Source organism: Agarivorans sp. 2_MG-2023, assembly GCF_030548085.1.
Classification (GTDB): Bacteria; Pseudomonadota; Gammaproteobacteria; order Enterobacterales; family Celerinatantimonadaceae; genus Agarivorans.
On the sequence record NZ_JAUORQ010000001.1, the window covers coordinates 462679 to 481523 of the forward strand.

General features: G+C 42.6%; 19 protein-coding genes. 17 read left to right on the top strand and 2 right to left on the bottom strand.

The features are described from left to right. Positions 1 to 95: 95 nt before the first annotated feature. The 3 genes from udk (at position 96) to Q4549_RS02000 (ending at position 3261) form a co-directional block, all read left to right on the top strand. The gene (gene udk, locus Q4549_RS01990; protein ID WP_137672890.1) at positions 96 to 740 is read left to right on the top strand and encodes a uridine kinase; all 645 of its coding nucleotides are present in this window, start codon (positions 96 to 98) and stop codon (positions 738 to 740) included. 132 nt (positions 741 to 872) lie between these two features. Further along, positions 873 to 2744, top strand: coding sequence for an AsmA family protein (locus tag Q4549_RS01995; RefSeq protein WP_303552832.1), 1872 nt, complete (start codon positions 873 to 875; stop codon positions 2742 to 2744). A 43-nt stretch (positions 2745 to 2787) separates the two neighbouring features. Further along, positions 2788 to 3261: a low molecular weight protein-tyrosine-phosphatase gene (locus tag Q4549_RS02000; protein WP_137672888.1), complete on the top strand. Its 474-nt coding sequence runs from the start codon at positions 2788 to 2790 to the stop codon at positions 3259 to 3261. 63 nt (positions 3262 to 3324) lie between these two features. Here the strand turns inward: Q4549_RS02000 and rne are convergent, their stop codons facing one another. After that, on the bottom strand, positions 3325 to 6324 hold the full coding sequence (gene rne / locus Q4549_RS02005) for a ribonuclease E (protein ID WP_303552831.1): 3000 nt from the start codon (positions 6322 to 6324) through the stop codon (positions 3325 to 3327). Positions 6325 to 6738: 414 nt separating this feature from the next. Between rne and rluC the strand changes: the two genes are divergently transcribed. Further along, on the top strand, positions 6739 to 7689 hold the full coding sequence (gene rluC, locus Q4549_RS02010; RefSeq protein ID WP_303552830.1) for a 23S rRNA pseudouridine(955/2504/2580) synthase RluC: 951 nt from the start codon (positions 6739 to 6741) through the stop codon (positions 7687 to 7689). A 37-nt stretch (positions 7690 to 7726) separates the two neighbouring features. Here rluC and Q4549_RS02015 read toward each other — a convergent pair whose 3' ends face one another. Further along, a complete protein-coding gene (locus tag Q4549_RS02015) occupies positions 7727 to 8311 on the bottom strand; it encodes a nucleoside triphosphate pyrophosphatase (protein ID WP_303552829.1) in 585 nt (194 codons plus the stop codon). A gap of 129 nt (positions 8312 to 8440) precedes the next feature. On the opposite strand from Q4549_RS02015, the gene yceD reads away from it, so the two are divergent. From yceD to Q4549_RS02080, 13 genes are all read left to right on the top strand, one after another. After that, positions 8441 to 8971, top strand: coding sequence for a 23S rRNA accumulation protein YceD (gene yceD / locus Q4549_RS02020; protein ID WP_137673298.1), 531 nt, complete (start codon positions 8441 to 8443; stop codon positions 8969 to 8971). A 12-nt stretch (positions 8972 to 8983) separates the two neighbouring features. Next, the gene (rpmF, locus tag Q4549_RS02025) at positions 8984 to 9157 is read left to right on the top strand and encodes a 50S ribosomal protein L32 (protein ID WP_016403344.1); all 174 of its coding nucleotides are present in this window, start codon (positions 8984 to 8986) and stop codon (positions 9155 to 9157) included. An 11-nt stretch (positions 9158 to 9168) separates the two neighbouring features. After that, positions 9169 to 10194, top strand: coding sequence for a phosphate acyltransferase PlsX (gene plsX, locus Q4549_RS02030; protein WP_137673297.1), 1026 nt, complete (start codon positions 9169 to 9171; stop codon positions 10192 to 10194). A 7-nt stretch (positions 10195 to 10201) separates the two neighbouring features. Then, entirely contained in the window at positions 10202 to 11161 is a 960-nt protein-coding gene (locus Q4549_RS02035; protein WP_303508819.1) for a beta-ketoacyl-ACP synthase III, read from the top strand. 15 nt (positions 11162 to 11176) lie between these two features. Beyond that, positions 11177 to 12109, top strand: coding sequence for an ACP S-malonyltransferase (gene fabD, locus Q4549_RS02040; protein WP_303508821.1), 933 nt, complete (start codon positions 11177 to 11179; stop codon positions 12107 to 12109). A gap of 13 nt (positions 12110 to 12122) precedes the next feature. Next, the gene (fabG, locus tag Q4549_RS02045) at positions 12123 to 12857 is read left to right on the top strand and encodes a 3-oxoacyl-ACP reductase FabG (RefSeq protein WP_303552828.1); all 735 of its coding nucleotides are present in this window, start codon (positions 12123 to 12125) and stop codon (positions 12855 to 12857) included. Positions 12858 to 13022: 165 nt separating this feature from the next. Beyond that, positions 13023 to 13259 carry an acyl carrier protein gene (gene acpP, locus Q4549_RS02050; RefSeq protein WP_016403339.1) on the top strand — a complete coding sequence of 79 codons (237 nt, stop codon included), beginning with the start codon at positions 13023 to 13025 and terminating at the stop codon, positions 13257 to 13259. Positions 13260 to 13333: 74 nt separating this feature from the next. Beyond that, complete coding sequence (fabF, locus tag Q4549_RS02055; protein ID WP_137673294.1) at positions 13334 to 14578, top strand: beta-ketoacyl-ACP synthase II; 1245 nt, start codon at positions 13334 to 13336, stop codon at positions 14576 to 14578. Positions 14579 to 14651: 73 nt separating this feature from the next. Beyond that, a complete protein-coding gene (gene pabC, locus Q4549_RS02060) occupies positions 14652 to 15443 on the top strand; it encodes an aminodeoxychorismate lyase (protein ID WP_303552827.1) in 792 nt (263 codons plus the stop codon). After that, positions 15433 to 16425 carry an endolytic transglycosylase MltG gene (mltG, locus tag Q4549_RS02065; protein ID WP_137673292.1) on the top strand — a complete coding sequence of 331 codons (993 nt, stop codon included), beginning with the start codon at positions 15433 to 15435 and terminating at the stop codon, positions 16423 to 16425. The genes pabC and mltG overlap by 11 nt, the downstream gene beginning before the upstream one ends. A gap of 4 nt (positions 16426 to 16429) precedes the next feature. Continuing rightward, entirely contained in the window at positions 16430 to 17059 is a 630-nt protein-coding gene (gene tmk / locus Q4549_RS02070; protein ID WP_303552826.1) for a dTMP kinase, read from the top strand. Between the two features lie 12 nt (positions 17060 to 17071). Continuing rightward, positions 17072 to 17995, top strand: a complete 924-nt coding sequence (locus tag Q4549_RS02075; RefSeq protein ID WP_303552825.1) for a hypothetical protein — start codon at positions 17072 to 17074, stop codon at positions 17993 to 17995. Between the two features lie 6 nt (positions 17996 to 18001). Continuing rightward, a complete protein-coding gene (locus Q4549_RS02080) occupies positions 18002 to 18781 on the top strand; it encodes a TatD family hydrolase (RefSeq protein ID WP_303552824.1) in 780 nt (259 codons plus the stop codon). Positions 18782 to 18845 lie beyond the last annotated feature (64 nt).

Sequence of the window (18845 nt, forward strand, 5' to 3'; positions counted from 1 at the left end):
GAATTTGCGATTAATTATCTTGCTTCATGCTATTCCCGTAATGACTAATACTTTGTTAGCACCTATAATTGCGGCAAAAGTACCAGGTTAATTCTATGAAAAATCAAGATCACAATATTGTGGTTATAGGCATTTCTGGGGCATCGGCCTCTGGCAAAAGCCTTTTCTCTCAAACTATCGTAAACGACATTCGTAATGAGTTGGGCGATGATTGTATTGCTGTGATTAACGAAGACAGCTATTACAACGATCAGAGCCACATTACGCCTGAAGAGCGTAAGCTAACCAACTATGATCATCCCAAATCAATGGATCACGCATTACTGGTTAATCACTTAAAACAGCTCAAACAAGGGCAGGCGATTCAGCAGCCACAATACAGTTATAAAGTTAATAACCGAATGGACGAAACCAAAACGGTTGAACCTACAAAAATTGTGGTTTTAGAAGGGATTCTATTGTTTACAGACCCTGCTATTAGAGAGCAGCTAGACATTAGTATTTTTGTAGATACACCTTTAGATATTTGTTTAGCTCGACGTATTCAGCGCGATGTTAAAGAGCGCGGTCGAACTCTAGATTCAGTGTTGTCTCAATACAACACCACTGTTCGTCCAATGTTTTTGCAGTTTGTCGAGCCGTCTAAGCAGTACGCCGATGTGATTGTGCCAAGAGGTGGAAAAAATCGGATTGCTATTGATATTATTAACGCAAAAATTCGCCATTTATTGGCGTCTTAGCTAACACCAACTCACTAGAATTAAACCAATTAAAATGAAAGCTGGCTAAAAGCGAAGCAAAGCTAGCAGATCTCGATTATCATTTATAGATAAATTGCATATTATTCAACAGCTTTGTTAATAGGGAAAATTATGAAAAAGTTGCTATATGGTGTGGTCATTGTAGTTGCAGCACTGGTTGTAGCCGTAGTTATTGCAGTTTCATTGGTAAATACCGACGATATAAAACAACTATTAGTTGATAAAACGAAACAGGCGACTGGCCGAGAGTTAGTGATCGAGGGTGATTTGGGCTGGCGCTTTTTCCCCAGTATTGGTTTTGAACTGGGTAAAGTGCGTTTATTGGACCACCCAGACTTTGGTGAAGGTGATACATTCATTATCGTAGGTGCAGAGATGTCTGTTGCCTTAATGCCGTTATTCAGTAAAAGCGTTGAGGTAGGTGACATTTCTCTACAGGGATTACGTTTACGTCACCAAACTAATGCCGATGGCAGTACCAATTTAGATGATTTAACCCAGTCTGACACTAACGCTGACAAATCTGATCCAGAGCCAAGTAATGAGTCTGATTCGGGGGCTTCCGCGCCAAGCGATTGGAACATAAGCTTGTCTGGTATAAACGTGGTTGATGCCAACGTTGAGCTTATAGATTTAAAACAAAACAAAACGCTGAAACTTGGACCGGTTAACTTTTCTTTAGAAGGCCTAGAGTTAGGTGCAGACAACAAATTCGCACTTTCTTTAATGTTTACTGATGGAGAGATGAGTGTTGAGCAACAAGCAGAAGGCTTACTGTTTATTGCCAATGACTTTAGTGAAGTCGCGCTAAAGGGGGTAAACAACGGCTTATCTTTGCAAGGTGCCGCTATACCCAATGGTGCGATGAATATACAAACTGGCTTTGATTTAGCTTATGTAGTTAACGCAAAAACAGCTGCATTAAGCAATTTGGTGGTGGATATAGATGGTAAAACAAAAATTAACGGTAGCAGTAGCGTTGTATTAAGCGAGATACCCTTAGTTAAGTTTGATTTCACTATCCCGCTTTTAGATACCGCCCACTTTATTGGCTCAAGCAGCACTGATACAGCCAAAGCAGAGAGCGAATCACCTACACCAAGTAACAGTGAGCCTGAGCAAGAGCCAGATCTCAGCGCCCTTAAAACGGTTAATCTAGATGGTGTATTAAGAATCACTAAGTTACAGCACGAAAAATTACACATTGAGAATATCAAACAGCATGTGAGCATTAATAAAGGTATTTTGCGCCTTAAAGAGTTAAGTGCTGATTTGTACGGTGGTAAATTGTTGAGTAACGCGGTTGTAAATGCTCAAAAATCGATAGCAAGTTATTCAATGACAGCTACGCTAAGTAGCGTACAAGCAAGACCCTTATTAACCGATGCCGCAGGTTTTGAATACATCGCTGGCGGACTAAATGTCGATTTGGATCTTAAAGGTGTCGGTTTAACTCCTACAGCGGTTAAACAAAAAATATCTGGTCCAGTCAATGCTACATTCACCGATGGCGCTGTTTATGGTGTGAATATTCCGCAAATGATCCGCAGTGCTAAAGCTTCAATAAAGGGCGGAGATAAACAACAAGCTAAGGAAGAGCAGAAAACAGATTTCAGTGAACTGTTAATTAATACCCAATTAGGTAAATCAGTAGCTACGGTTAAGAAAATGCAAATGTCTTCGCCGCTGTTGAGAATAGATGGCAAAGGTAATACTCACTTAATCAAAGAAAGTCTAGATTTTAGCTTCGTTACCAAAGTTGTCGCGAGCTTAGAAGGGCAAGGTTCTAAAAATGATTTGGCTGGTCTAGATATACCGATTAATGTTAAAGGTTCTTGGTCAGAGCCTAAAATTAACCTGGATATGAAAAAGTTGTTTGAAGGACAGGCAAAAGAAGCCGTGAACAAAGAACTTAAAAAAGCACTGGGCGATAACGAAGACAGTAAGCAATTGCTCGACAGTCTAGGTGGCTTTTTCAACTAAGCAACACAGGGCACATAACGTGCCCTTTTTTATAGGATTGATTGTGGAAAAAATTGCGGGTGTAAAATCTATTTTGGTTGTTTGCATGGGAAACATCTGTCGTTCAACCACAGCAGAAGCGGTATTACGAGAAAAACTAAAGCAAAGTAAGTTAAAGATTAAAGTTGACTCAGCAGGTACTACTGGATATCACAAGGGGGATAAACCAGATCCCAGAGCGATTAGAATAGCTGAAGAGAAAGGCTATAAGTTCAAAGGTATTCGTTCACGTAAGGTTGCTGATAAAGATTTTGTTAAGTGTGATTTAATATTGGCGTCAGATAAAAAAAACCTAGCCTACTTAGAGAAGCATTGCCCTGCAGAGCATGCTCATAAACTGGCGCTTTTTCTACCTGTTGGTGGTGTAGAAAGAGAAGAAATACCCGATCCTTACTATGGCAGTGTACAAGGATTCAAACAGGTTCTTGAAATGATAGAGCAGGCCAGTGACACTATAATTGAGCGCTTAAAAGTTTAGCAATACAAAAAAAGAATATAAAAAAGGCCAGCATTAAGCTGGCCTTTTTAGTGTCTTATTTACCTATTCGCCTGAAGGGCTCATAGGGCTCATAGGGCTTTGAGCTGAAGTGCTAGAGCTACTATTTTGTGCTCTGCGTGTGCCCACTGTAACAGGCTTACGCACGTATGGTTTTTTAACTTCATCAGTGCTTATTGCTGGAGCACTTACTGGTGCTGGCTTAGCCATTACCGCAGACGCATTACCTTTGCCTTCAACCTTGCTTGGTTTAAGCTTACCGCGATTACTACGCTTAGGTTTTACCTCAGCTTTAACTGCTTCAACCGGTACTTCAGCTTTCACTGTTTCAACAGGTGCCTCAGCTTTCACTGTTTCAACAGGTGCCTCAGCTTTCACTGTTTCAACAGGTGCTTCAGCTTTCACTGTTTCAACAGGTGCTTCAGCTTTCACTGTTTCTACCGGTACTTCGGTTTTAACTGTTTCTACCAGTGCTTCGGTTTTAACTGTTTCTACCGGTGCTTCGGTTTTAACTGTTTCTACCGGTGCTTCGGTTTTAACGGCTTCAACCGGTGTTTCGGTTTTAACTGCTTCTACCGGTGCTTCGGTTTTAACTGCTTCTACCGGTGCTTCAGCTTTCACTGTTTCAACAGGCACTTCGGTTTTAACTGCTTCTACCGGTGCTTCAGCTTTTACTGTTTCAACAGGTGCTTCGGCTTTAACCGCTTCTACAGGCGCTTGCGTCGAATCTGTAGCTGGGTAACGAGAATCTACCGCATCTTCATTCGTCTGGGTGCCAGTTTCAGCTTTAGGCAAATCATTAAAACGTTTGCGTCCGGCGCTGCTTGAAGAACGACGACGACGTTTTGGCTTCGGTGCATCGTTGTTCTCAGTTGAGGCTACGGGGGCCTCAGGTGCAACTGTTTTTGGCTCGACTTTTTCAGGTACTGATTGTTCTACCAATACTGGCTCTTGCACTTTAGGTTGCTCAGCAGTCTTCTCCGCATTAACACGAACTTTCTTACGTAAGTTTCGACGTTCTCTGCGTTCTTTAATTTGCTGTTCTTTAGGTGCTTGCTCTTTTTGAGCAGGCTTATTTTCTTTTACCGTCTCGGTCTTTTCAACCTTGTCGCGCGCAGGCTTATTGCGCTGGTCCTTACGACGACGGGTTTTAGCGCCTTCGCTTCGCTCACCGCGCTCGTTACGTTCGTTGCGATCTTTACGTTCAGGGCGCTCTTGTCGCTCCGAATTTTTGCTAGTACGCTTGTCGTTGCGTTGGTTGTTACGACGATTGTTGCGCTTGTCACGGTTATTATTGTTTTTGCTTCGAGTGTTCTGCTTAGGAGCAGGCTTTTCCTCGGTAGCAAACATGGCACTAAAGAAAGCAACAATGCGTGCTAACAAAGAAGGAGAGGCTGCTGCGGCAGTTTTAACTGGTTTATTAGATTTCGCAGGAGCTGCAGGAGCCGCCGGGGCACTAAAACCTTGTAATACTGGTTGCTCAGCTTCGATTTTCTCTTTTGCTACTTGATTCGGCTGATAAACAGGAGATGGGTTTTCAGTGGTTAGCTGATAGCTTGTCTCTTGTGTTTCTTCGCCGCTACGAACACGTGTAACATCGTAGTGAGGTGTTTCCATATGTTGATTAGGAATAATCACTAAACGTACGTTATGACGTTTTTCTAGTTTGTTAATTGCTACTCGTTTTTCGTTAAGCAAGTATGCAGCAACAGGAACCGGTACTTGAGCATGAACTTCCGAGGTGTTTTCTTTAAGTGCTTCTTCTTCGAACAAACGTAAGATAGAAAGTGCTAAAGATTCGTTATCGCGAATTGTCCCTTGACCATCACAACGTGGACAAATATGAGTGCTTGACTCACCTAAAGAAGGGCGTAAACGTTGGCGGGACATCTCTAATAAACCGAAACGAGAAATACGACCCACTTGAACACGCGCTCTGTCTTGACGAACGGCTTCACGGAAACGATTTTCTACTTCTCGTTGGTTTTTAACTGGCGTCATATCGATGAAATCGATAACAACCAAACCGCCCAAGTCACGTAAACGCAACTGGCGTGCAATTTCATCTGAAGCTTCTAAGTTAGTTTGTAGTGCTGTTTCTTCAATATCGCCGCCTTTGGTTGCTCGGGCGGAGTTGATATCGATTGACGTTAGCGCTTCTGTTGGATCAATAACAATTGACCCGCCAGATGGTAAACGTACTTCACGTTGGAAGGCTGATTCAATTTGCGATTCAATCTGGTAATGATTGAACATTGGCACTTCACCTTCGTAGCGCTTTACGCGGCTTACAAAGTCAGGGCGTACCAACTCGATGTGTTTTTTAGCTTGGTCGAAGATAGTTTTATTATCTATCAAGATCTCACCAACATCACGACGTAAGTAATCGCGAATAGCACGTACAATAACGTTGCTCTCTTGGTGTATTAGAAAAGGAGCTTGCTTAGAATCAGAAGCGTCAGTAATAGCACCCCAGTGATTAAGCAATACTTTTAGATCCCACTGTAATTCTTCAGCTGATTTACCAACGCCTGCTGTACGAACAATAAGACCCATACCATTTGGTAATTCTAGGCCGTTCATTGCTTCTTTTAGTTGGGTGCGCTCGTCACCTTCGATACGACGAGAAATTCCGCCTGCACGAGGGTTGTTTGGCATCAATACTAAGTAGCTTCCAGCTAAACTGATAAAGGTAGTTAAAGCCGCGCCTTTGTTGCCTCGTTCTTCTTTGTCGATCTGAACGATAACTTCTTGGCCTTCTTTTACTACTTCTTTAATGCTTGGGCGTCCTTGATAGACGTAGCCTTCTGGGAAGTATTCACGTGCGATTTCTTTCATCGGAAGGAAACCGTGACGCTCTGCGCCGTAGTCTACGAATGCAGCTTCTAAACTTGGTTCTACGCGGGTGATTTTACCTTTGTAAATGTTAGCTTTTTTCTGTTCGTGACCAGGACTTTCTATGTCTAGATCGTATAGCCTTTGGCCATCGACCAATGCAACGCGCATCTCTTCAAGCTGCATCGCATTTATTAACATTCTTTTCATTTATGTTGCCTTGGGGTTTGTTTGATTAAAACAACCTCATGGACAGCAATTAACCTGCCTTAAATGGCCAGACCCTGTGTTTGATGTCAGAGTGTTCAGGTAACCTCTCGGTTAGCTACTCTAGTCCTTAGGGCGCATTTTGGCGCTTCTATAAATAATGAGTCCCGCAAGCTGAGCTTGCCGAACTTAACAATATATTCTATATAGCTTTGATTTAAGGCAAATAATTGTGATTGCCTATCAGGTTGCTATGAAAATTCTTACTATCAAGAGCGTCAAAATATACAAAATAGTACGCTCTAAAGTTGGTGCCAAATAAGGAAAACCTTTAAAAACGGGCACTTTAAGCCTTACAAATATAGCAAAGCTATATTTTTCCATCAAATTATTTATGAGCATGTTACAATTTTTGCTATGAATACCGAAAATAAAGCAGTTCAGATGGTCACGGTTAGTGACGACGAGGCTGGACAAAGAATAGATAACTTCCTATTAAAACGGCTGAAAGGGGTACCTAAAAGTCGTATTTATCGCATTTTACGCAAAGGGGAGGTTAGGGTTAACAAAAAGAGGGTTAAACCCGAATACAAGGTAGTGGGTAGTGACATTGTGCGCATCCCACCGATTCGTGTTGCCGAAGAAACAGGGTTGCCTTCTAATAAACTGAATCAGGTGGTGCAGTTAGAGCAGCACATTGTATATGAAGATGATTGTTTGTTGGTTATTAACAAACCCTCGGGCATGGCCGTTCATGGCGGCAGTGGCCTCAGCTTTGGGGTTATCGAAGCATTACGCTCACTACGCCAAGATTGCCGTTACTTAGAATTAGTGCATCGGATTGACCGAGATACCTCGGGTTTGTTGGTGGTGGCTAAAAAACGCAGCGCGTTACGTGAAATGCATAGGCAACTTAGAGAGAAGGTGGTGCAGAAAGATTACCTCACCTTAGTTCACGGGCAATGGCCTAAATCTACAAAAACGGTAGATGCGCCTTTACGTAAGAACGCGGTGGCGTCTGGTGAACGAATAGTGATCGTTGATCACCAAGAAGGTAAAGCTTCGCTAACACGTTACCGAATAGAGCGTCGCTTTGCTGATATGACTCTAATGAAAGCTAGCCCCGTAACCGGCCGAACCCACCAAATCCGGGTTCACAGCCAATATGAAGGGCATAGCATAGCTGGTGATGATAAATACACGAGTAGAGAGTTGCTCAGTGAGGCCGCATCTCAAGGTTTACATCGTTTGTTCTTACATGCATGGCAAATACGCTTTACTCATCCTGCTACAGAAAAAGAGATGCACTTAACCGCACCTTTAGAGTCAAGCTTAAAAAGCTATTTAGATAAACTAACGCCTTTATAGTAGTTAACAGATTAAGGAGGAATTTCCTCCTAATCTCTTAATCAAGCAGCTTTACGCCTTGTTGCTCTAATAAAGCACAAAGCTTTATTAGCGGTAGTCCGACTAAACTATTTGGATCATCACCTCTTAAATGTTTAAACAGTACAATGCCAGAACCTTCGCTTTTAAAGCTTCCTGCGCAATTATAAGGTTGCTCAGCTTTTAGGTAGCGCTCTATGAGTTCCGGACTAAGCTCTCGAAAACCAACGTCAAAAGTATCCACTAAACTATTCATCTGCTGGGTAGTACTGTTATATAGCGCTAAGCCCGTATAAAAGGTAATAACTTGGTTGCTGGCTTGGCTTAGTTGATCTACCGCACTTTTGTGGTTGCCAGGCTTACCTACAATATTGCCGTTAATACAACATACTTGATCGGATCCTATAATAAGGTGCTCTGGGAAAGTTTGTTTTCCGGCGAGTGCTTTATGCTCTGCTAAACGCAATACTAATTGCCTAGCAGTTTCATTTGGTTGAGGTGTTTCGTCTATATCTGGATTGAAAGTGTTAAACTCAGAAATAATTTTTTGTAGCAGTTGTTTTCTAAAAGGTGAGCTTGAAGCCAAAACTAGGCGATTTTTCATCGTTTTTTAACCAAAATGAGCAGTCTGGTGATTTTAAACGCAAACTATAGTGATAGCGACGCTTAAAGGCATGAAAAAAGCAGAAATTGTTTTGACTATCACTGAGTGTAACTATAATATGCGCGCCTTATGCAAAAAGTGAAATTACCAGTAGAGATTGACCCGTTTAAGACGGCCAAGCGAAAGTTAGATTATCAAGGTTCACTTGAAATCAAACGATTGCCTCGTCTTAGCGATGCAACCTTGAAAGTGAATAGTGATGTAGACGTCTGGTTACGCTTTGGAACTGACCCGCAAGGGTTGGTTGTCGTTCAAGGCAAAGCGTTAACTGAGGTGGAGTTGGAATGCCAACGTTGTGGTGAAGCTTTTAGCTATGCTATTGATGTTGAGTTTACCTACTCGCCAGTCTGCGATGAATCGCAAGTGGAAGAGTTACCTGAAGATTACGAACCACTGCAATTAGATGAAGACAACTACTTTTTAGTCGCTGATTTAATTGAGGACGAGCTGTTACTGGCGTTACCAATTATACCTAAGCATTCTTTAGAAGACTGTTTAGTAAAGCAAGACGAACAAGTATTTGGAAAAATCGACATTGTAGAGGAAGAATCTAAACCGAATCCGTTTGCAGTGTTACAAAGTTTAAAAAAGAAAGACTAGGAGACTGGGTCAATGGCTGTTCAGAAAAGTAAAGTTACACGTTCAAGACGTGGCATGCGTCGTTCACATGACGCAATTGAAAACAATGTTGCATTAACAACTGACGCAACTTCAGGCGAGCTTCACCGCCGTCACCATGTTACTGCTGACGGTTACTACCGCGGTAACAAGGTAATTAACAAGTAAATTTTTGCATTTTGCAAAAACTTACAATTGCAGTTGATGCAATGGGGGGCGATGTTGGCCCCCATGTTACAGTGCCTGCCGTTGCGCAGGCACTTAACTATTACCCTCATCTAAATGTTACCTTAATCGGTGACAAGCATTTTATTAATTCCCTATTGATTGAGCATAAACTCGCTCAACATCCCCGTTTAGAATTTATTCACACTACTCAAGTTGTTACTGCTAACGATAAACCACTAACTGCTTTACGTTCTCGCCGTCAGTCTTCAATGCGTTTAGCCTTAGATTTGGTGCACCAGAATCAAGCCGACGCTTGCGTAAGCGCGGGTAATACAGGCGCGCTTATGGCCATGGCAAAAGTTGTATTAAAACTGCTGCCAGGTATCGAGCGTCCAGCGCTAATTAGCCATTTGCCAGAACAAAATGGACGGGGTAGTTTACTGCTCGATCTCGGTGCTAATTCAAGTTGTGACTCTGAAGTGTTGATGCAGTTTGCGGTTATGGGGGCATCATTAGCCGAAAGCGTGTGGGGCTTAAAGCACCCTCGTGTAGCCTTACTCAACATTGGTGAGGAACAAATCAAAGGTAATGATGTCGTAAAACAGACTGCGCAACTTCTTGAAAACTCTAACGCAATTAATTACATTGGCTTTGTTGAGGGTAATCAAATATTTAGCGGCAAAGCTGACGTAATAGTTTGTGATGGATTTGTAGGCAATATCGCACTAAAAACCGCCGAAGGTGTTTCTCAGCTAATATTGGCTAAATTAAAGAAGCAGTTTGACGTAAACTGGTTTGCTCGTTTTATATTGACTTTGTTTTTACCAAGCTTAAAAACACAGCTAAAACAATTGAACCCCGACCAGTATAATGGCGCTAGTCTGTTAGGATTGCGCGGAATTGTCATCAAGAGCCATGGTCATGCCGATGAAACGGCATTTTTGCAAGCTATTCACCAAGCGGTTGCCGAAATACAGCAACAAGTGCCAAGCCGTATTACCGACAAACTAGAATCTTTATTAATGGATAAGCATTAAGTCATTTATGTACTCAAAAATATTATCTACAGGTAGTTATCTGCCAAGTAATGTAAGAACTAACTCAGATCTTGAGCAAATGGTAGAAACCAGTGACCAATGGATCACTGATCGAACCGGCATTAAAGAACGTCGTATCGCTGCTAGTGACGAAACGGTCGCGGACATGGGCGCATACGCTGCTGAGTTAGCAATAGAACGAGCGGGTATAGATAAAAACGACATTGGCTTAATTATTCTTGCGACTACTTCTAGCGAAAATGCTTTTCCCGCAGCCGCGTGTGAAGTACAAGCTAAGTTAGAGCTACCTGGCGTGCCAGCCTTTGATATAGCAGCCGCGTGTGCAGGTTTCACCTACGCCTTAAGTGTTGCCGACCAATACATTAAAAGTGGTTTAGTTAAAACTGCGCTAGTGATTGGGGCCGATAGGCTATCGCAGATGTGTGATCCTGAAGATCGCTCTACCATTATTTTGTTTGGCGACGGTGCCGGTTGTGTATTGTTAGGTGCGAGTGAAGAGCCTGGTATTTTATCTACCCATATCCACGCCGATGGTCGATATGGTGATCTATTAAAACTCCCTCATCCTCAGCGTGGTATGTCTGGCACTGAAATGGAGTCTTACATGAGCATGAGCGGCAATGAAGTATTCAAAGTGGCGGTTACTCGTTTAAGCGAAATTGTGACCGAAACCTTAGCCGCTAACAATATTGAGAAAACAGAATTAGATTGGTTGGTTCCTCACCAAGCAAACTTCAGAATTATTAAAGCTACAGCCAAAAAGCTAGCCATGCCGCTTGAAAAAGTGGTACTGACTTTAGATCGACATGGTAATACTTCAGCCGCATCTGTTCCTATTGCTTTAGACGAAGCAGTGAGTGACGGACGCATTCAACGTGGCCAGTTAGTATTACTAGAAGCTTTTGGTGGTGGTTTTGCGTGGGGCAGTGCCCTAGTCAGATTTTAATTATTAGGATAGATGATGAGTAAATTAGCATTTGTTTTTCCCGGTCAAGGTTCACAAAGCGTAGGTATGCTAGCTGAATTAGCCGGAGAATATGCAGTAGTTGCCGACACTTTTAAACAGGCTTCAGACGTATTAGGTTACGACTTGGCAGGACTTATTGCCAATGGCCCTGCAGAAGATTTAAACGATACGAGCCGCACTCAACCTGCATTATTAGCTGCCTCTGTAGCGCTATGGCGTTTGTGGAATGAAAAGGGTGGTCAACAACCCGCTATATTAGCAGGGCATAGCCTAGGTGAGTACTCTGCCTTAACGTGTGCAGGCGTGCTTGATTTTGCTGACGCGCTAAAACTGGTTGAATATCGCGGACAACTGATGCAACAAGCTGTACCAGCAGGTATCGGCGCTATGTCTGCAATTATCGGTTTAGGTAACCAAGAGATTATTGACGCTTGTGAAAAAGCGGCTGAAGACCAAGTTGTAACAGCAGTTAACTTTAACTCACCTGGTCAGGTTGTTATTGCTGGTCACAAAGAAGCCGTAGAGCGCGCTAATGTGTTGTGTAAAGAAGCTGGCGCAAAACGTGCACTTCCTTTGCCTGTTAGCGTTCCATCTCACTGTGCATTAATGCAACCGGCAGCAGATGAGTTAGCTGGCTATATTGAAGGCGTTACGTTCTCTACACCTCAGTTTGACGTGATTAATAACGTAGACGTTGCGATTGAGAAAGACGCTAAAGCAATTAAATTAGCGTTAATTAAGCAACTATATAGTCCAGTACGCTGGACAGAGACGGTAGAAGCAATGGCAGCCAAAGGCATTGACTCAGTTTATGAATGTGGCCCAGGAAAAGTACTTAGTGGCTTAGTAAAACGTATTCATAAACCTATGGCAGCTGCGGCAATTAACGATTTAACGTCAATTAAATCAGCTTTAGATAACAAGTAACGAGGATTTATTAATGACCTTACAAGGTAAAGTTGCACTAGTCACTGGCGCAAGTCGCGGCATTGGTCGTGCGACTGCAGAAACGTTAGTAGCAAAAGGCGCTACAGTTATTGGTACAGCTACATCTGAAAAGGGTGCTCAAGCAATTGCTGGTTACCTAGGTGAAAACGGCACTGGTTTAGCGTTGGACGTAACCTCTAGCGATTCGATTCAACAGTTGTTTGCGGCTATCAAAGCTCAATACGGGGATATCGATATCCTAGTAAACAATGCTGGTATTACTCGCGATAACTTGTTGATGCGCATGAAAGATGACGAGTGGGAAGATATTATTAATACTAACCTAACGTCTATTTTCCGTTTGAGTAAAGCGGTACTTCGCTCAATGATGAAAAAGCGAAACGGCCGAATTATCAGTATTGGCTCAGTCGTCGGCACCATGGGCAATGCAGGCCAAGCGAATTACGCTGCAGCAAAAGCTGGAGTACTTGGTTTTACGCGTTCTTTAGCACGTGAAGTGGCTTCTCGCGGAATCACAGTAAATGCGATTGCCCCAGGATTTATTGAAACAGATATGACTCGAGCACTTGACGATAATCAACGTGGTGCTATCTTGTCGCAAGTGCCTATGGCACGTTTAGGTGATGCTCAAGAAATCGCCAAAACGGTTGCCTTTTTAGCCAGCGAAGATGCTGCTTATATAACAGGTGAAACTATTCACGTTAATGGTGGAATGTACATGGTTTAAGCAGTGGCTTAAAAAATGTGCAAAAAATTGATAGATCGCAAGTTTTTTACAAAAATAACTACGAAAAACGTGGTTAGACCACTACGGTTAGGCTTGCAAAGTAATTCGGTTTGAATACACTATCGCAACAACGCAGAAGCGTATTTACTAAGGAAAAATATTGTCATGAGTGCAATTGAAGAACGTGTTAAAAAAATCATCATCGAGCAACTTGGTGTAAGCGAAGACGAAGTTAAAAACGAAGCTTCTTTCGTAGATGACCTAGGCGCTGATTCTTTAGATACAGTAGAATTGGTTATGGCTTTAGAGGAAGAATTCGATACTGAAATTCCTGATGAAGAAGCTGAAAAAATCACTACTGTACAAGCTGCAATTGATTACGTTCTAAATAATCAAGATTAGTAAAAAAGTGGGCGACGTCAGTCGCCCGTTTTGAATCCCCCTAAGATAAGTAAATCCCCCCTGGAGGCATTTCAGTGACTAAGCGTAGAGTCGTTGTTACTGGTATTGGTGCTTTATCACCAGTAGGTAATACCGCTGAATTAACTTGGCAAGCTATTAAGGCTGGTCAAAGTGGTATTGGCCCAATCGAACACTTTGATGTAGAAGCATTCCCAACCCGCTTTGCCGGTTTAGTGAAAGACTTCAATGTTGAAGAGTTCATGACTAAAAAAGACGCCCGTAAAATGGACGCGTTTATTCAATACGGTATTGCAGCAGGGCTTATGGCCTTTGACGACGCAGGTATTGAAGTAACTGATTCAAATGCTCACGGCATTGGGGTTTCAATTGGCTCTGGCATTGGTGGCCTAGGTTTAATTGAACAAAATCATGAAAATTATTTAAAGAATGGACCACGTAAAATTAGTCCGTTTTTTGTTCCTTCAACCATTATCAACATGGTGTCAGGACATTTATCGATAATGAAAGGCCTAAAGGGCCCTAATATCGCTGTTACTACCGCATGTACTACAGGTGCCCACGCTATTGGCTTAGCGGCGCGCATGATCGCTTATGGCGACGCTGAAGTGATGTTAGCCGGTGGTGCAGAAAAAGCGTCTACCCATTTAGGCATGGGCGGCTTTGGTGCTGCTAAAGCCTTATCTACTCGCAACGACGACCCAACAAAAGCAAGTCGTCCGTGGGATAAAGACCGTGATGGTTTTGTACTAGGCGACGGTGCTGGTGTAGTAGTGCTTGAGGAATACGAAGCCGCTAAAGCACGTGGTGCTAAAATCTACGCAGAGCTTGTTGGCTTTGGCATGAGTGGCGATGCATATCATATGACTTCACCTCCAGCCGACGGTGATGGTGCAGCGCGTTCTATGGCTGCAGCCATTAAAGACGCCGGCATTGATGCTTCTGTGATTGATTATATCAATGCGCACGGTACGTCGACACCTGCTGGTGACGTTGCTGAAACTCAAGCGGTGAAAAATGTTTTTGGTGATCATGCTAAAGATGTATTGGTTAGCTCAACTAAATCGATGACCGGACATCTATTGGGTGCTGCGGGCGCTGTTGAAGCGATTATTTCAGTACTCGCTATTCGTGACCAAATCGCGCCGCCTACCATTAACTTGGAAAACCCAAGTGAAGGTTGTGACTTAGATTATGTTGTTGGCAGCGCTCGAAACGCAAAAATTGATTACGCCTTATCTAACTCGTTTGGTTTTGGCGGCACCAATGGTTCGTTAGTATTTAAGAAAATTGACGCATAATCTTTTTTCTATGCTATAGCTATTCAAAGCCTGATGTTATCATCGGGCTTTTTTATGTTTAGGGATATCGCTTTTGCAGGGCTCTGAGTTATCTGTGCTTGATCGCGGATTTAATTATGGCGATGGATTCTTCACGACAATGCTGGTGAGGAAGGGTGAAGTAGAACTATGGGACTATCACCAGCAGCGTTTGTTAAATGCTCAGCGAGTCTTAAAGTTTCCAGAAATAGACTTAGAGAGCCTACTTGAACAGGTAAAGCTAAAAGTCTCTGGCCGTCAAATCTGCGTGGCTAAAATAGTTGTTAGTCGTGGCCAAGGTGGCCGAGGGTACGCCCCTCCTAAAGTGGCTACGCCAACCATTTTTATTAACACTGCTGATTATCCCAAGGCCTATATTGGTCTGCAAAAAAATGGACTCAGAGTAGGCTCTGCTACTCAGCGCTTGTCTTATGGTGGCCTTTATTCCTCGGTTAAAACTCTAAATCGTTTAGAGCAAGTTATGCTAAAGATTGAAGCTGACGAACGTGGCCTTGATGATTTGGTTTGCTTAGATATAAATGATCACGTTGTTGAGGGGGTGGCTTCTAACTTGTTCTGGGTAAAGGGAAATCACATTTATACGAGTGATCTTGGCGGGGCTGGTGTTGCAGGTGTGCAACGTCAGTTTCTTCTGAATAGTATTCAGCATTCGCCTTATCAACTTAAGCTCGGTACTTTTTCATTATCCGATTTGTTAGGTGCAGATGAAATTTTTATGAGTAACTCAATTATCCAGTTTGCTCCAGTTAAACAGTTTGATGAACGTAAGTTTAATCAGTTTCCCGTTTGTCGATGGTTTCAAGATTTGGTGAATCATGTTTCGTAAATTAGTTGTTATTGTTCTACTTTTTTCTCTAGCAGGCTTTGCGGCTTACACATGGTTTGATGACTATCTGAATACTCAGTGGCAGGAAGCACGAGACACTCAATTAGAACAAATTGAAGTGAGCTCTGGCGATAATTTTTATCGTGTTGCTCAAAACGTATTTCTAGATGCAGAGCAAGATAATTGGTGGCTAAGAGTGTGGTTTAAACTTCACCCTCAGCATAGCCAAATTAAAACTGGTCATTACCAACTACCGCCTGAACTTAGCTATGCACAGCTTACCGACATATTAGCAAGCGGTAAAGTTGTGCAGTTAAAAGTAAGCTTGATTGAAGGCGAAACGTATACTCAATTTTGGCAAAAGCTCAACCAAACCAAAGGTATTAAAGCGAGCAGCAAAACTGAACAAGAGCTGTTAACTTGGCTTGGTAGTGAATTTACCAAATTAGAAGGTTTATTGCTGCCAGAAACCTATTTCTTTGTTCATGGCACTCCTGCAGAAAACATTATTAAACGTTCTTTTGTAGCGCAAGAAAAAGTAATTGCAGAGCAGTGGGACAAACGTAATAAAAAAGTGCCGCTTAAATCACCATACGAAGCCTTGATTTTGGCCTCAATTATTGAAAAAGAAACGGGAGCCAAGTTTGAGCGGCCGCGCATTGCGTCGGTGTTTGTTAATCGCTTAAACAAAGGTATGCGTTTGCAAACTGATCCTACGGTTATTTACGGAATGGGCGAGCGTTATGATGGCAATATACGGCGTAAAGACTTGCGAGAAGCCACGGCCTACAATACTTACGTGATTCGCGCTTTACCTCCAACGCCAATCGCGATGGCTAGCGAAGATGCTATTATTGCCGCCCTTAATCCTGAAAAATCGAACTATTACTATTTTGTAGCCAAAGGTGGCGGTGAGCATTACTTCTCTAAGAATCTTGCAGAACACAACCGAGCGGTTAGAAAATACATATTAAAGAAGTAACAACATGACTATTGGTAAATTTATTGTAATAGAAGGGCTAGAAGGCGCAGGTAAAAGTACTGCGGTTGCCGCTATTCAGGCATTATTAAGCGAACGAAAAATTCCATTTATTAATACTCGGGAGCCTGGCGGCACGCCAATAGCTGAAGCATTACGAGATATCGTGAAGCAGGGCGTCGGCGAAGAACAAGTTTGTGATAGCACAGAGTTATTATTAATGTATGCTGCTCGAGCACAATTAGTTGAAACACGCATTAAACCTGCTTTAGCAAGTGGTAAGTGGGTTATTGGAGATCGACACGATCTCAGCTCACAAGCCTACCAAGGCGGTGGCCGCCAATTGGGTGTTGAAAAACTTGCTGCCATCAAGCAGATCGCCATTGGCGATTTTGAACCCGATCTCACTCTTTATTTAGACATAGAACCAAGCCTTGGTTTAAGTCGAGCTCGCCACCGCGGTGAACTAGATAGAATTGAACAACAAGCCTTAAGCTTTTTTGAGCGTAGTCGAGCGGTATATCTAGAGCAGACGGAGAGCAAACCCAATATCGTTAAAATAGATGCTAGCCAAAATATTGAGCAAGTCGCTAGCGACATCTCTCAGCATCTTAAAGATTATCTAGCCGGTTTATAAGCGAGAATTACGATGAGTTTGCCGTGGTTAGGAAAAGCCTGGAAGCAGTTATCAGCCCAATTAAGCGCAGATACTTTCCCGCAAAGTTTACTACTACGGGGAGAAAAGGGCCTAGGTAAGTTGCAGTTAGCCCAGTTTGTGGCCAAAACAATTCTCTGCTCCGAACAACAACACCAAGCCTGCAATCAATGCCACAGTTGTAAATTGGTTGATGCTGGCGCTCATGGAAGTTTATTTTTACTTAATCAAGACAAACCTAAAGTTGATGATATTCGTGCGCTAAGCCTGTGGGCTAATAAAACCAGTAGTATTGGTAAAAATAAAGTCGCGATCATACAAGATATTGCTTTGCTGAATATGGCATCCAATAACGCCTTGTTAAAAACCTTAGAAGAACCGGTTGCAGATACTCGTTTTATTCTAGTTAATCATCTACCGTTCAAAGCGATGCCAACCATTCTTAGTCGCTGTCAGTTGTTAACCATCACAACCCCTGAACAAGACTTGGTGAAGCACTGGTTAAGTAAACAGAAAGTAAGGTTAGACGATAACTTCGCGTTAATATACCGATTTTGTAACGGTTCCCCACTAACTATTGCTGAGTTTTATCGAGACCAATCCTACACCGAACTAGAACAGTTTTTATTGCAGTTCAAACAAATGGTTGAAGCAAAACCTAATAAATTGGCCGAGCTGATTCAAAAAGATAGCAATAAGTTACTTTGGCTAGGTCAAAGTTTGGCCTTAAGTTTTAGCATTGCCAAAGGTTTAGACTCGCCAGCAGTTTTTCCACAACTTGCACTAAATTCTAGTTTAACAAGCACGTTAGGGCGGGCTTACCAAGACTGGTTATCGTTAAATAAACAATTAGAACAATTTCCCGGACTTAACGTGGGCCAACAGCTCTACCCGTTGTTTGCCGAATTTAAGGATTAACAATACGTGTTAGTAGATTCACATTGTCATTTAGACCGACTTGATTATAAAGACAAACATCAAAACGTGGCTGAGGCCCTAGCAAAAGCAAAAAATGTAGGGGTAGATTATTGCCTTGCCGTTGCTATTTCGCCAGACAAGTTTCCCAGTATGATGGACAAAGTAGGGGAGTTTGATAATGTATTTGCATCTTGCGGCATGCACCCTCTTTATGTTCAAGACCAAGCTTTTGACTTGGAGCTGATGGAATCATATTTGAGCCACCCTAAGGTTGTTGCAGTGGGTGAGACTGGCTTAGATTATTTCTACGCTAAAGAACACAAAGAGCTACAGCATGAGGTGTTTACTCAACACATTAAGCTGGCAGTAAAACACCAAAAACCCCTAATTATTCATACTCGCGACGCGCGAGAAGATACGCTTAACTTATTGACACAACATAATGCAGAGCGCTGTAAAGGGGTATTGCATTGTTTTACCGAAAGCTTAGAGATGGCGCAAGCGGCGATAGAGATGGGCTTTTACATTTCGGCTTCCGGTATTATTAGTTTTAATTCGGCGAAAGAGCTACAAAATACCTTCAAACAGTTACCGTTAGATCGAATCTTGGTTGAAACAGACAGTCCTTATCTAGCACCGGTTCCGCATCGTGGTGATGAAAACCAACCCGCTTATACGTTAGATGTGGCGAAATGTTTGGCTAAGATTAAAGGGGTAAGCTTAGAAGAAGTAGCAGAGCAAACCACGAAAAACTTCTTCGATTTGTTCAGCTTGGCTAAGCCTTAAAAAAACGGCTCCACTCTAGTCCTTGAGCGGAGCGTAGGGGAATGGCTCTGTGTAGAGCCTTGCG

What these genes read in the sequence shown, in the direction of transcription:
- mltG (WP_137673292.1), top strand. Translation starts at nt 15,433, where the DNA reads ATGTTTCGTAAATTAGTTGTTATTGTTCTACTTTTTTCTCTAGCAGGC.
- Q4549_RS02015 (WP_303552829.1), bottom strand. Translation starts at nt 8,311, where the DNA reads ATGAAAAATCGCCTAGTTTTGGCTTCAAGCTCACCTTTTAGAAAACAA.
- fabG (WP_303552828.1), top strand. Translation starts at nt 12,123, where the DNA reads ATGACCTTACAAGGTAAAGTTGCACTAGTCACTGGCGCAAGTCGCGGC.
- Q4549_RS02075 (WP_303552825.1), top strand. Translation starts at nt 17,072, where the DNA reads ATGAGTTTGCCGTGGTTAGGAAAAGCCTGGAAGCAGTTATCAGCCCAA.
- Q4549_RS02035 (WP_303508819.1), top strand. Translation starts at nt 10,202, where the DNA reads ATGTACTCAAAAATATTATCTACAGGTAGTTATCTGCCAAGTAATGTA.
- udk (WP_137672890.1), top strand. Translation starts at nt 96, where the DNA reads ATGAAAAATCAAGATCACAATATTGTGGTTATAGGCATTTCTGGGGCA.
- Q4549_RS01995 (WP_303552832.1), top strand. Translation starts at nt 873, where the DNA reads ATGAAAAAGTTGCTATATGGTGTGGTCATTGTAGTTGCAGCACTGGTT.
- acpP (WP_016403339.1), top strand. Translation starts at nt 13,023, where the DNA reads ATGAGTGCAATTGAAGAACGTGTTAAAAAAATCATCATCGAGCAACTT.
- rpmF (WP_016403344.1), top strand. Translation starts at nt 8,984, where the DNA reads ATGGCTGTTCAGAAAAGTAAAGTTACACGTTCAAGACGTGGCATGCGT.
- tmk (WP_303552826.1), top strand. Translation starts at nt 16,430, where the DNA reads ATGACTATTGGTAAATTTATTGTAATAGAAGGGCTAGAAGGCGCAGGT.
- rluC (WP_303552830.1), top strand. Translation starts at nt 6,739, where the DNA reads ATGAATACCGAAAATAAAGCAGTTCAGATGGTCACGGTTAGTGACGAC.
- rne (WP_303552831.1), bottom strand. Translation starts at nt 6,324, where the DNA reads ATGAAAAGAATGTTAATAAATGCGATGCAGCTTGAAGAGATGCGCGTT.
- fabD (WP_303508821.1), top strand. Translation starts at nt 11,177, where the DNA reads ATGAGTAAATTAGCATTTGTTTTTCCCGGTCAAGGTTCACAAAGCGTA.
- yceD (WP_137673298.1), top strand. Translation starts at nt 8,441, where the DNA reads ATGCAAAAAGTGAAATTACCAGTAGAGATTGACCCGTTTAAGACGGCC.